Annotated in this window: 12 protein-coding genes; 4 read left to right on the forward strand and 8 right to left on the reverse strand. The window is 66.0% G+C overall.

The window, feature by feature from the left end:
- Positions 1-2 precede the first annotated feature (2 nt).
- On the reverse strand, positions 3-1,160 hold the full coding sequence (locus IVA79_RS30410) for a GGDEF domain-containing protein (protein WP_247560064.1): 1,158 nt from the start codon (positions 1,158-1,160) through the stop codon (positions 3-5).
- Between the two features lie 439 nt (positions 1,161-1,599).
- Between IVA79_RS30410 and IVA79_RS30415 the strand changes: the two genes are divergently transcribed.
- The 4 genes from IVA79_RS30415 to IVA79_RS30430 all read left to right on the forward strand — a co-directional run bounded on the left by IVA79_RS30415 (position 1,600) and on the right by IVA79_RS30430 (position 5,820).
- Positions 1,600-2,169 carry a sigma-70 family RNA polymerase sigma factor gene (locus tag IVA79_RS30415; protein ID WP_247560066.1) on the forward strand — a complete coding sequence of 190 codons (570 nt, stop codon included), beginning with the start codon at positions 1,600-1,602 and terminating at the stop codon, positions 2,167-2,169.
- Positions 2,166-2,861 carry a hypothetical protein gene (locus tag IVA79_RS30420; protein WP_247560069.1) on the forward strand — a complete coding sequence of 232 codons (696 nt, stop codon included), beginning with the start codon at positions 2,166-2,168 and terminating at the stop codon, positions 2,859-2,861. The genes IVA79_RS30415 and IVA79_RS30420 overlap by 4 nt, the downstream gene beginning before the upstream one ends.
- 16 nt (positions 2,862-2,877) lie before the next feature.
- Positions 2,878-4,593, forward strand: coding sequence for a S8 family serine peptidase (locus IVA79_RS30425; RefSeq protein ID WP_247560071.1), 1,716 nt, complete (start codon positions 2,878-2,880; stop codon positions 4,591-4,593).
- A gap of 513 nt (positions 4,594-5,106) precedes the next feature.
- A complete protein-coding gene (locus IVA79_RS30430; protein ID WP_247560263.1) occupies positions 5,107-5,820 on the forward strand; it encodes a TIGR03809 family protein in 714 nt (237 codons plus the stop codon).
- A 132-nt stretch (positions 5,821-5,952) separates the two neighbouring features.
- Here the strand turns inward: IVA79_RS30430 and IVA79_RS30435 are convergent, their stop codons facing one another.
- The 7 genes from IVA79_RS30435 to IVA79_RS30465 all read right to left on the reverse strand — a co-directional run bounded on the left by IVA79_RS30435 (position 5,953) and on the right by IVA79_RS30465 (position 13,021).
- Complete coding sequence (locus IVA79_RS30435; protein WP_247560073.1) at positions 5,953-6,261, reverse strand: GIY-YIG nuclease family protein; 309 nt, start codon at positions 6,259-6,261, stop codon at positions 5,953-5,955.
- Between the two features lie 196 nt (positions 6,262-6,457).
- Positions 6,458-7,828, reverse strand: coding sequence for a TIGR03808 family TAT-translocated repetitive protein (locus IVA79_RS30440; RefSeq protein ID WP_247560075.1), 1,371 nt, complete (start codon positions 7,826-7,828; stop codon positions 6,458-6,460).
- 230 nt (positions 7,829-8,058) lie between these two features.
- On the reverse strand, positions 8,059-8,715 hold the full coding sequence (locus IVA79_RS30445; RefSeq protein ID WP_247560077.1) for a pyroglutamyl-peptidase I: 657 nt from the start codon (positions 8,713-8,715) through the stop codon (positions 8,059-8,061).
- Positions 8,712-9,701 (reverse strand): methylmalonyl Co-A mutase-associated GTPase MeaB, encoded by a 990-nt coding sequence (gene meaB, locus IVA79_RS30450; RefSeq protein ID WP_247560079.1) that lies wholly within the window; start codon positions 9,699-9,701, stop codon positions 8,712-8,714. The genes IVA79_RS30445 and meaB overlap by 4 nt, the downstream gene beginning before the upstream one ends.
- A 51-nt stretch (positions 9,702-9,752) precedes the next feature.
- Positions 9,753-11,264 (reverse strand): tripartite tricarboxylate transporter permease, encoded by a 1,512-nt coding sequence (locus IVA79_RS30455; RefSeq protein WP_247560081.1) that lies wholly within the window; start codon positions 11,262-11,264, stop codon positions 9,753-9,755.
- Between the two features lie 4 nt (positions 11,265-11,268).
- On the reverse strand, positions 11,269-11,757 hold the full coding sequence (locus tag IVA79_RS30460) for a tripartite tricarboxylate transporter TctB family protein (RefSeq protein ID WP_247560083.1): 489 nt from the start codon (positions 11,755-11,757) through the stop codon (positions 11,269-11,271).
- 271 nt (positions 11,758-12,028) lie between these two features.
- A complete protein-coding gene (locus IVA79_RS30465) occupies positions 12,029-13,021 on the reverse strand; it encodes a tripartite tricarboxylate transporter substrate binding protein (RefSeq protein ID WP_247560085.1) in 993 nt (330 codons plus the stop codon).
- Positions 13,022-13,041 lie beyond the last annotated feature (20 nt).

A 13,041-nucleotide genomic window follows, 5' to 3' on the forward strand; every position in this document is an offset into this window, starting at 1 on the left:
GGTCAGCTCGTTGCAATGCGGTTGCGCCCTTGCGCCTTGGCGGAATAAAGCGCGCGGTCGGCGCGCGCGAGAAACGTGTCGGCAGTATCAAGGTCGCGCAGCGCCACGACGCCCGCAGAAATGGTCACGTGCATGCCCGGCGAGAATGCGCTCCAGTCGAGATCGGCGACGATGCTGCGCAAGCGCTCCAGCATGCGCAGCGCGGCATCGCCCGACGTGTCCGGCAGCAGCAGCAGGAATTCCTCGCCGCCGTAGCGGCCGAAGCAGTCGGCCGGGCGGATGTTGGCGAAAATGGTGATCGCGAAGGTGCGCAGCACCTCGTCGCCGACGGGATGGCCGTGGGCGTCGTTGATGCGCTTGAACCAGTCGAGATCGATCAGCGCGATCGCGCAAGGCGCCGACGCCTGCCGCGACTTTTCGATCTCGGCGTCGAGACGGCGCATGATGCAGCGGCGATTGTAGGAGCCGGTGAGCTCGTCGAGCTCCGCCAGTTCCTCGATGCGCTGATAGGCGGCCTTCAGTTCGATGCTGCGCCGGTACAGAATCTTGCGCAGGGTGGCGCCGAACAGGCCGAGGAAGGCGCACTGGCCGATCACCAGCACGAAGCAGAGCATCGAGGCGGTTCGCTCCAGGCGAGTCGTAACCGGCAGTCCGATCGGCAGATCCGAGCCGAGGAAGACCAAGGCAAGCCCGCAGGTGGCAAGGCCCCAGGTGACCATCGCCTGGCTCGACGTCATCCGCAGCGTGCCAAACGCGAAGATCAGAAACAGCACGGCGAGGAACGCAACCCCGACCGTCGGCACTGCGAGCAGGAACAGCAGTTGCAGCGACATATGCGCCGAGATCTGGAAGACGGTGAGATAATGATCCTCGAACCGGTCGCCGAAGCCGGCTTCCGACAGCACGGTGAAGGTGCCGATGATCAGGAGGCCGCCGAGCCAGAACAGCGATGGGACGGCCATGGAGACCGTCCCGCCATAGGCGTAGAGCAGCAGGACCGAGCCGCCCAGCGAGTAGCTCGCCACCTGGCCGATATACATCTGGCGGCGCTGGCGGATCCGGCGCGCCAGGACGTCGGGGGCCGCTGCCTCGGGCGTGAGGACGAGATCCGCGACCTCAGCGGCACTCCTCTCGGGAAAGGACGTCGCGGCCGTGCTCATGGTCCCGCCAATGGTGGATGTCAGCGTAAAAATCTACGTGGCAAGCCTTTAGGTTTGGTATCCTTTTGAAACCGAATCCGAACCGTGCAGCGCGGAACAAGGTGATGGGCCGGCGGAAGAAATTTTACCGGTGATCAGGCATCCGTTGCGATGCGGTCGAGCCAAAGGCGGGCTTGGCGAGACATATGTCGTGCAGGGTTGCTATGGAACCGGATGAGGCCGGGCCGCCTGTGCCGGACAGGCATTCCGCAGGGAAGTATCTCAGTATTATGTTACCGATCTGGATCGTGGTGGCCGATGGCCGTGGGTGGGACAAGAAAAATGCGCGTATGTGGGGTGGATCACACAGGCGCCCGTATGACTGCGGTAGGTTAAACAATTTTGCCCCCCGCGTCGAACCGTCCGCCGTATCGACCCGACCAACTTTGCGAGACGGCCTTTGAGCGTGACACAGGCGGCTTCGGACGAGGTCCTGATCGCCAGGATCGCCCAAGGTGACCGGCTCGCCATGCAGGTGCTGTACGGGCGGCACCATGTCAGGGTCTACAGGTTCGGTCTCAGGCTCGTGCGGGACGAGCAGGCGGCGGAAGACCTCATCAGCGAGGTGTTTCTCGACGTCTGGCGTCAGGCCGGCAAGTTCGAGGGCCGATCCGCCGTTTCCACCTGGCTGCTGGCAATCACCCGATTCAAGGCCCTGTCTGCGCTCCGGCGCAGGAAGGATTTCGAGCTGGACGAAGAGGCCGCCAACGCGATCGAGGATACGTCCGACGATCCGGAAACGGTGGTGCAGAAAAAGGATACCAGTGAGGCGTTGCGGGAGTGTCTGACGGGCCTCTCGCCGGACCACCGGGAAATCGTCGATCTCGTCTACTACCACGAGAAGTCCGTGGAAGAGGTGGCCGAAATCGTCGGAATACCGGAGAACACTGTGAAGACGCGCTTGTTCTATGCGCGCAAGAAACTGGCCGAACTGCTGAAGGCAGCCGGCATTGAGCGAGGCTGGCCATGATGGCATTGAGCAAGAAGATGCTGGAGCAAGAGCCCAGTGAAATTGAACTGCTGCTGCCCTGGCACGCCGCCGGCACGCTGAACGCGCGCGATGCGCGCCGTGTCGAGGAAGCGCTAGCGCGCGATCCCGAGCTTGCCAAGCAATATGCCGCCATCCGCGGCGAGTACGAAGAGACCATCCATCTCAACGAGAGCCTAGGGGCTCCGTCGACGCGCGCGATGCAGAAGCTGTTCGTCGCGATCGACGCCGAGCCGGTGCGGGCGAGCAGCTCGCTGCCGCTGTCGGCGCGCATCTCGACCTTCTTCGCGAGCCTGTCACCGCGCACGCTGGCGTGGTCGGCGAGCCTTGGCGCCGTCGCGCTCGTGCTGCAGGCCGGTGTCATCGGCGCCGTGCTGATGAAGAACCAGCCGGCGACGTTCCAGACCGCTTCGCTCTCGACCAGCGCGCCGATCACACGCGAGCTTGGCAGCACGGCTGCGCCGGCGCGGGCGCTGGTGCGCTTCACGCCCGAGGCGCGCATCGCCGACATCACCGGGCTGCTCGACAGCTACCACGCCTCGATCGTCGACGGGGCCAAGGGCGGCATGTTCCGCCTCCAGTTCGACAAGGCCATGAGCCAGGACGAGCTCGCTTCGCTGCTCGGCAAGATGCAGCGCGAGAAGTTCGTCAACCTCGCCGTCGCGACGCCTTAAGCGCGCGGCCAAGCCGATGACGGGCAAGTCCGAAAGCAGGGTGCGTGCCGGGGCCTACGCTTCATCGGTCGGCGCCGCGCTTCTGATCGCCGCCTGTCTCGGCGTCGAGGTTGCGCAGGCGCAGGCCATCATGCGCACGCCCACGATCAGCGTGCCCTCGCGAACGCCGACCATCTCTCCGAGCATCGCCCCGCGCGTCACCCCCAGTGTTGCGGCCCGTGCGGTCAGTGTCGACCGCGGCCCGCGGACGATGGCGACCATTCCCCACACCACGACGTCGCGCATACGGCCGACGACGCCGGTGCTGCCCTATGCGCGCTATTCGCCGAACCTCTATCCGGCCTGCACCGCACCCTATCGTGATGCTGACGGCGAATGCACAGGGCAGCCGAACGCAGGCGGCGAGGGCACAGGAACATCAGGCAAGAAAAGCGCCGGCAAGGGGCGTGGCAACAACACGCCGGTCGCGGTCACCTCGCGCAGCTTCGCCAACGAGTTCGTCGCCGAGATCGATGGCGCGCTGTCGCCCGGCGATGCCGACGCGCTCGCCCGCCGGCACGGCCTGACGCGCGTCTCCTCGGAGAGTTTCCCGCTGATCGGGGCCACATTCGGTCTGTTCCGCATCACCGATGGCCGGCCCTACGAGACCGTGCGGCGCGAATTCGCGGCCGACGGCAGCGTGCGCTCGGTCCAGCCGAACTTCCGTTACGTGCTCCAGGACCAGAAATCGACGACGCCGAGCGAAGGCGATCCTGCGCAATATGCACTGACAAAACTCCGCCTGCCGCAGGCGCACACGTTGGCGCACGGTGCCAACGTCACGGTTGCCGTGATCGATTCCGGCATCGACGCCAGGCATCCCGAGCTCGCCAATTCCGTCGCCGACAATTTCGATGCGCTCGGCAGCGCCGAGGGGCCGCACATCCACGGCACCGGCATCGCCGGTGCGATCGTGGCGCATGCCAGGCTGATGGGCAGCGCGCCCCAGGCGCGCATCATCGCGATCCGTGCCTTCGGCGGCACCAACGGCGGCGCCGAGAGCTCGTCCTACATCATCCTGCGCTCGCTGAACTACGCCGCCGAGCACGGCGCGCAGATCGTCAATATGAGCTTTGCCGGCCCGAAGGACGCGGTGATCGAGCGCGCCATCGCGGCCACCGCCGCGCGCGGCCTCGTGCTGATTGCGGCCGCCGGCAATGCCGGCGCGAAATCGCCGCCGCTCTATCCGGCCGCCAATCCCAACGTGATCGCGGTCAGTGCGACCGACCAGCAGGACCGGCTGTTCACCGCGTCCAACCGCGGCAATTACATCGCGGTCGCGGCGCCAGGGGTCGACATCTTCCTGCCGGCGCCGGACGGCAAATACCAGATGACGTCGGGAACCTCGTTCTCGGCCGCCTATGTCTCCGGCATCGCGGCGTTGCTGCTCGAGCGCAACTACGCCTTGAAGCCGGAGGCGCTGCGCATGACGCTGGCGAAGACCGCGCGCGATCTCGGCTCCCCCGGGCGTGACGAGCTTTTCGGCGACGGGCAGACCGATGCGTTCGCCGCGGTCATGGCTGTTCCCGCCGACAGCGCGACGCCGGTCGCGGCTGCGTCCGGTACAACAAAACGTGAAGATGCCGGAACGCGTCGCGAGGCGCCCGGCAGCCGCGCGATCGAACAACCTTCGCTGTCGAGTGCCGACGATAAATCCACGATTTCTCAGGCGGATAGGCCGGCGGCGCGATAGCGGCCGCGACAAAGATGCGCGCGGACCGAAGCTCAAAAAAGCCAACGCCGCGTTGAACGTTCAGCCAGCTGCCACGACCAAATTATGTGGGAGCGGTCATCCCTCCCCATCAGTCATATTAGGCGCGAGCGCCCATCCACCCCAAGCGCCCATATGGCTCGACCCGTCCGGTTGTCCCCCCGGACGGGTCTCTTCTTTTCAGGCGTCCGATTCTTTGAAGCCTCGCACCCGTTCAGCTTGCGGTTGAAGGATCGCACCTTCGTTCGTCACGATCGTTCGCTCGGCATGCCGCAAGACCGTTATGCTTGTGCGAAGCTTGACTCGAAAACACAGCAAATCTCCGCGCGACTACGGAGTTTGATGACGAACGCGGTGTCGTTGCTGGACAAGTCAAAACTTTTCCACAAAATATTCATGTCGCGTCTAAATTGATTCGTGTGCGTTGCGTCCCCGCGTCCGTGTTTTCTCCTGACGGGCTGGTTTATGACACATCGCCAAGAAGTCGTTCGCGACGTGGCTGTCGGCCGCGACATTGCGGCACGCTGGTGCACTCTCGCCGAGCAGCGGCTGCAGCATCTGTCCGAAATGTTCGAAACCGGCCGCTGGCGCCGCTATCATTCCGAGATCGCATTCCTGGAAAACATCCAGGAGGCCAAGCGTGCCGTCGAGACCTGGCGCGCGCTCGCGACCGGCCGGGATGTCGCCGAGGCGGCTGCGAGCGTGACGCCCGCCTTCGGTTGGTCGCCGGCGACGATGCCCCGCGTGTTTCCGCGCGAGCAGCAGGCGCAGACCGTGCAGCCGAAGGCCGTCCACATCACCCCCGAAACCGCCGTGCCGGTCAGGCTCGATCCGAAGCCGGACGTTCTGGCCGAGATCACGGAAGCCCCGATCGCGCCGTTCGCCATGCCTGCACCGCTCGTGGCGCCTGCCGCGATGGCGTCGTTCACCGCGCCTGCTGAGATGCCGCCGCTGAGGGCTCTCGCAGCGAGGGCACCGTTCACCGCCCCCGCCGTGAGGTCGCCGCTCGCCGCGCCCGCCACGATGGCGCCACTCACCGCGCCTGTTGTGCGGCCGCCGGTCGCCGCGCCCGCTGCAATGGCAGCGCTCCTGCCGCAGTTCGCGCCGCCGGCCGAGGAAATCGTCGCAGCCCCCGAGCGCGTCGTCGAGTTCACCCTCAGCCTCGACGGCCTGGAAGCCAAATACCCGCTGCTGCGGAACGCGTTCTAAGGCTCCTGAGCGTGGGCAAAGGGAACGCAACTGCACCTCTCGCCCCGTCATCCTGAGGCGCGAGGCATGGGACGCAACGCGTCCCATGGGGAGCCTCGAAGGATGCACGGCCCGGCTGCCGCCGCATCAAGCTTACTTCTTCGACTTAGGCGCTCCTGCCCGACGCCGCGCAAGCCGACTCACCGCCTTCCAATCTGAATGGATAAGTGCTTCCTTCTTAGCACGGCCCCATCCCTTGAGCTGGCGCTCGGCAGCAATGCCGTCGGTAATCCGATCGAAATATTCGGACCACACCAGCACGACAGGCCGCCTCGAATAGGTATACCCGGGATAAGCTCCGGCGTTGTGCTCATCGACACGCTTGGACGTATCCTCGCCGGTCGCGCTTCCGATGTAGAACGAGCCATCCGCACATCGCAGCATGTAGACATAGATGCCCACAACATCATCCTTCGAGGCTCCCCACGTGGCGCGTTGCGCCACGTGTCTCGCACCTCAGGATGACGGCGGTGTTTTGGTTGTCAAGTTTTGATGCGACAACTTCAGGCTATCCCGCCATCCCGAGGCGCGAGGCATGGGGCGCAACGCGCCCCATGGGGAGCCTCGAAGGATGAACGGCCCTCTGCCAGCCGCGCACTTATCGCCGCACGGCATTCCCGCCGAGCACCACCTGCGCAAACCGCTGCGCCCCGTCCGCTGACAGGTCCGAGGTCACAGCACGCGCGTGATCGAGGCCGACCACGGCGCCGCGCGGGGTTTCCGAGATCATGTTGTTGTTGACCAGCGCGATACCTGCGCCCGGAACGACGGAGACGCCGACGCCCGCCAAGGCCTTGCGGATCACGTTGCCGGTGATCGCGACGTCGCGCAGATATTTGCCCCAGCCGGCGACGATGCCGTAGGACGGCGCGTTCTCGATCAAATTGCCGGTCACCGATGAATCGGCCTCGATATAGATGCCGACGCCGGCGTCGTCGTCCGGCGCCGTGCCGATCGGGCGTTTCGGGATCAGATTGCGGATGATGTTGCCCTGGACCACCGCGATGCGGCCGCCTTCGTTGAAATTGCAGACGGAGACGCCAACCGCGGCGCCATCCACGGTGTTGTTGGCAATCACCGCGGCCTCGAAGGCGAACTCGGAATACAGCGCGACCTCGCGCACGTCGCTGACGCTGTTGCCGGTGATATGGATGTTCGAAGCGGAGTTACCGCGCACTGCGGAGTAATCACAGTTCCTGATGCGGTTGCCGCGCACGATCACGTTGCCGGCACGGAAGGCGTTGATGGCGTTGCCGTACTGACCGGAGCCGCCTGGGCCCGCCTTGATGTTCTCGATGCGGTTGTCGGTGACCAGCGTGCCGTCGTCACCGATCGCCGTGCGCAGGATCTCGATGCCGTTGTCGTTGGTGCCGATGATGGTGTTGCGGGAGACGTGAAGACCCTTGGCATCGAACGACACCACTGCCGTCACCGCGATGTCAGTGAAGATGTTGCCGGAGATCTCGCCGGATACCTGCTCGAGCCAGATGCCGCTGCCGCCCGACTTCGTGATCTCGCAATCGGCGATGCGGACGTCGCGCCCGCCGAGAACGTGGATCAGTCCGCGTCGCGCCGGCAATGGAACGCTGCCGCCGTCGAAGGTGATGCCGGTGAGGCCGATCGCGTCAGAGCCCTCGCTCTGGATCGCCGAGGCGCCGCCGGTGAAGAGAATTTTCGTCGCTCCGCGCACACCGATCAATTGGGCGCCGTTCGGCAGCCGCAGCAGCCCGCTGCGGTAAATGCCGGGCGGTAACGCCAGCGGCATCTGCACCCGCGCGGCCTCATCGATGGCGCGCTGAAGCGCGCGCGTCTGATCTTCGTTGCTGCCTGGCCGCACACCGTATTGCGTGGCATCGCGGCCGAGCAGGGACGTCAGCGGCGCAGCGCGCGCGGCGTCGGCCGGTATGGCCAGCGCGCCGGCGATGCCGGCGGTGGAAGCTCCGATGAGATGGCGGCGATTGAGGTCCATGAGGCGTCCTCCGGCGGACGCGGGCGTCCGCGCGGGATTAGGTAGCGCAGCGCGGCCGGGGCCGTGAGGATTGTTCGCGGTAGGGTTAAATGTTTACACAGGGAGGTGCGGTAGGGTGGGTTAGCCTCGTGGCTGCGCGAAGCGCGGTCCGCGCGGCGTAACCCACCATCTCACTGCGATTACGGTGTTTGCTGAAGCCAAGATGGTGGATTACGCTTCGCTAATCCACCCTACGAAACCTGTGTGTTCCGCGTCTTCCTTGCCAGCCCCACCGTCTCCATCAGCATGGCCTCGCCCGCATCCACCAGTTCCTCCAGCGTGATGCGCGGCGCCCCCTTGCGGCGCACCGCGCCGCTGCGCGCGAGTAGGGGAATATGGATGAACGCGGCGAGCTGGGGGCCACCGGCCCCGACGCGCTCGATCGCGCGCCAGCTTAGATAGTTGCAGAGATAGGCGCCGGCATCGCGCGAGGGCCGTGCATCGATGCCGGTCAGGCGCGCGGCGCGCAGCAGCCTTGCCGTGTGCGGGCCGAATGTCATGGCGTCCGCGTGGCCGGCGATGCCGCGCTTGCTCGAGCGGGTGTTGGCGGCATCGGGCCAGAGCATGGTGACGGCGTTGCGCGCGCGGGTCTCGATCCGCAGGTAGGGCGTGCGCGCGGCGAGGCCGAACATCAAAAGCGCATCCGGCTTCACTTTCGCGAGCACATCAGGCAATTGCTGGTCGACCGCGGCATAGGTGACCGGGAAGATGTGGCTGGAGATCGAGACATCGTCGAGCGCCGGACGGCGCAGTTGCGCGAGCCGCGCCACCAGTGGCTGCGTTGGGTTGTAGGGCGCGCCGGGAAACGGCCCGAAGCCGGTGAGGAGAACGCGGAGTTTTTCCCTCATTGCAGCAACCCCAACATCTGCTCGGCGGCGAGCGCCGGCGTGAGATGGCCGTCGGCGACCTCAGCCTCGATCTTCCGGACCTTCGTTCGCACCGATGCCTCGCTGCGCAGCCGCGCCAGCATCCGCTGCTCCAGCATCGACCACATCCATTTCACCTGTTGATCGCGCCGGCGCGCGGCGAAGTCGCCGGATGCGTTCATCGCCTTGCGGTGATCCAACACCTTCTGCCAGATCTTTGCGATGCCATCGCCAGTGAGCGCCGAATAGGTCTCGACCGGTGGATGCCAATGCTCGGACCGGGGGCTGAGGATGTGCAGCGCGCCGCGATAGTCGGCGGCGGTGATCTTGGCGCGCTTGAGATTGTCGCCGTCGGCCTTGTTGATCGCGATCATGTCGGCGAGCTCGACCAGGCCCTTCTTGATGCCCTGCAGCTCGTCGCCGCCGCCCGGCAGCATCAGGGCGAGGAAGAAATCGGTCATGTCGCAGACCGCGGTCTCGGACTGGCCGATGCCGACAGTCTCAACCAGCACGACGCCGAAGCCAGCCGCCTCGCAGAGTAGCATGGCCTCGCGGGTCTTGGCCGCAACGCCGCCGAGCGTGCCCGAGGACGGCGACGGGCGGATAAAGGCATCATCCGAGGCCGACAGCCGCGCCATCCGCGTCTTGTCACCGAGGATCGAGCCGCCGCTGCGCGCCGAGGACGGGTCGACGGCAAGCACCGCGACCTTGTGGCCCTGCTCGATCAGATAGGTGCCCAGCGCGTCGATGGTGGTGGACTTGCCGACGCCGGGCGATCCCGTGATGCCGACGCGGAAAGCCTTGCCGGTGTCCGGCAGCAGCATCTGCACCAGTTCGCGCGCCATCGCCTGATGGTCGCCGCGCCGGCTCTCCACCAGCGTGATGGCGCGCGCCAGCGCCGCGCGGCTGCCGGCGCGCAGGTCCTTGGCGATGGTCTTGATGTCGAGCGGGGCTTTCTTCTCAGTCATGCCCTGCTTTACAACGCCGCGGCGGGGCAGGCGAGGGCCGCCCGCCTGGAATCACCGGGATGCTGCCGCCGCCGTCTGCGCCGGTTTCATCTTGCGCCACACCCACACCATCACCGGCCACAGCAGGGCGCCGATCGCCATCGCGGCGAGGATGGCGGCAACCGGACGTTCGAAGAACGGCAGAATGCTGCCGTCGGACTTGATCAGCGAGGTGACAAAGGCCTGCTCGACCATGGTGCCCATGACGATGCCGAGCACCATGGCGGCGACGGGATAGCCGTTCGCCTCCATGACATAGCCGACCATGCCGAAGGCGGCGACGGTGACGACGCCGAACATGTTGTTGCCGATCGCGAACGATCCGACTGCGCAGCACAGCATGATGATCGGCATGATGGCCGAGCGCGGCGCCAGCAGGATGTAGGCCGCGACGCGGATCATGGCGATGCCGAGCGGGATCATCATGATGTTCGCGATGATGAACATCAGATAGATCGCGTACATGCTCGACGCTTTCTCGGTGAACAGCGTCGGGCCCGGATTGAGACCCTTCATGTAAAGCACGCCGATCGCGATCGCCGCGATGGTGTCGCCGGGGATGCCGAACAGCAGCGACGGCACCCAGCCCGAGGCGATGCTGGCATTGTTGCTGGCGCCGGCCTCGACCAGGCCCTCGACATGGCCGGTGCCGAACTTCTCCGGCTCCTTGGAGAAGCGCTTCGACATCGCGTAGGAGACCCAGGCGGCCATGTCGGCGCCGGCACCGGGCAGCACGCCGATGATGATGCCGACGATGTTCCCGCGCGTCATCTGCCAGTGATACAGCTTGGTCAGCCGCCACTGGCCGGCCATGATGCTTCCGAATTTTCGCCGCGGCAGCGGCGGCGGCTCCGGCGTCAGCATCGCGCGCATCACCTGCGCCACCGCGAACACGCCGACCAGCGCCGGGATCGGCTCGATGCCGCCGAACAGATCGGTGAGGCCGAAGGTGAAGCGCGGTACGCCGCCGGGATTCTCGATGCCGACGCAGGAGACGAGCAAGCCGATGAACATGCCGGCGATCGCCTTCACCGGCGAGGAACGCGCCACCAAGGTGGCGCACATCAGGCCGAGCAGGGCCAGCCAGAAATATTCGAAGGTCGAGAACGACAGCGCGATCTCGGCAAGGGGCGGCGCAAGGATCATCAGCGACAGGACGCCGGCGATGCCGCCGACGGCGGAAAACCAGACGCCGGCACCCAGTGCGAGCTCGGCCTGGCCCTTGCGGGTCATGGCATAGGCCTCGTCGGCATAGGCGGCGGAGGCGGGCGTGCCGGGAATGCGCAGCAATGCGCCCGGAATATCACCGGAGAAGATCGCCATCGAGGACGCCGCGACGATGGTCGCGACGGCCGCGATCGGCGACAGATAGAAGGTCACGGGGACGAGCAGGGCGGTCGCCATCGTTGCTGACAGGCCCGGCAGCGAGCCGATGACGAGGCCGTACACGGAGGCTGCGAACATCGCGATGATGACCTCCCAGGTGGAGATCAGCGCGAACGCGTCAAGCAGGGTTTTCAGCATGGGATTACCAGGGCGTCGGCAACAGGCCGGCGGGCAGCGGCACGCGCAGCAGCTTGCCGAAGATGAGGTGAATGGCGAACGGCGAGAGCGCCGCGAGCGGCAGGGTCAGCTTCCATTTGGCCCCGAGCGCGGTCGAGGTGACGTAGACCATGATCGCCGCGGTGATGATGAAGCCCAGCCGGTCGGCGGCAAACACATAGAACAGCAGCAGCGCCGGCGGCAGCAGGGCGCGCAGGCCGTAGAGCTTGCTTTGCGGCGGCGGGGCGGCCTGGCCGTCCTCGAACGGGATCAGCTCTTCCTCCTCCTCGAAGGAGTGGCCGATCCCGAACACGATCGCGAGCCCGCACAGCGCCAGCCCCGTGCCGATCACCAGCGGAAACACGTTGGGACCGACCGGCTGCCCCGGTACCGGCGGCAAGATCCAGCCGCCATAGGCAGCCGCCGCGCCGAGCACAACGAGAAACAATCCCGTGACGGAGTCGGGAAGACGCATAGGGAGAAGTCCTGTCAGAATTCCTGGAGAAGCGCTCGCTCTCCCCGCGTGGGTTGGGCTAGCGAATGTGCCGAAAGCGCTTGGCCTGCATGGTTCGAGACGTCCGCTTTCGCGGGCTCCTCACCATGAGGGTCTGATATCTCGCCGCAAAACACGACCTCGTCCTGAGGGCCTGCCCTAGGCGGGCGTCTCGAAGGATGGGCAGCAAGCGAGCTACTCGCCACCTTCTTCTTCATATGCGAAACCGCCGCACGCGAGGAAAGGTGAACAATTACGCCTTGCTGAGGCCCGCCGCCTTCATCGCCTCGCCCATCTGGGCGTCGCCCTTGTCCATGAAGCTGGCGAAGTGCGCGGCATCGCCCCAGACGGTGCCGAAGCCGCGATTGCTCATGAAGTCCTTGAACTCGGCGGACTCGTAGACCTTCTTCAGCGCCGCGGTGAGCTTCGTCGCGATCTCCGGTGGCAGGTTCTTCGGTGCGCCGATGCCGCGCCAGGCGCCGGTCGCGTAGTCGATGCCCATCGCCTCCTTCAGCGTCGGCACGTCCTTGAAGACAGGATTGCGCGCGGGCGCCATGATCGCGAGGCTCCTGGCCTTGCCCGCCTCGATGATGGCACGCGCCTCCGGCACCGAGCAGGTGGTAAGGTCGAGGCCGCCGGCGGCGAGATCCTGCATCGCGGGCGCCGCGCCGTTCGATGGCACCCAAGCGACCTGGTTGGCGGGCAGGCCCATCGCCTGCATCCAGCCGACCAGCGCCAGATGCCAGATGCCGCCCTGGCCGGTGCCTGAAGCCTTGAACTTGCCGGGAGGGGCGGCCTTGATCGCCTCGGCGAGCTCCTTGACCGTCTTGTAGGGCGAGGAGGAGGAGACTTGGATGCCCGGGGGGTCCTCGTTCATCAGCGCGAGCGGCGTGTAGCTCTTCGGCGTCAGGTCGGTGAGCCCCTGCCAATGCATCATCGAGATTTCGACTGTGAGCATGCCGATGGTGTAGCCGTCGGGCTGAGCGGTCGCGATCGCGCTATGGCCGACCACGCCGGAGCCGCCGGTGCGATTGACCACGTTGAAGGGCTGGCCGAGGTCCTTTTCCAGCAGCGCGGCGACAATGCGCGCGGTCGCATCGGTTCCGCCGCCTGCGCCCCACGGCACGATCACCGTGACCGGCCGAGCCGGATAGGCTTGTGCGAGCGCGGGCTTGAACCCGAAAGCGGCGGATGCCGCGACTGCGGCCGTTGAAGCCGCAAAGCTGCGGCGCGAAATCTTGGACATTGAATGCCTCCCAGCGGCGC

Source organism: Bradyrhizobium sp. 138 (assembly GCF_023074075.1).
Classification (GTDB): domain Bacteria; phylum Pseudomonadota; class Alphaproteobacteria; order Rhizobiales; family Xanthobacteraceae; genus Bradyrhizobium.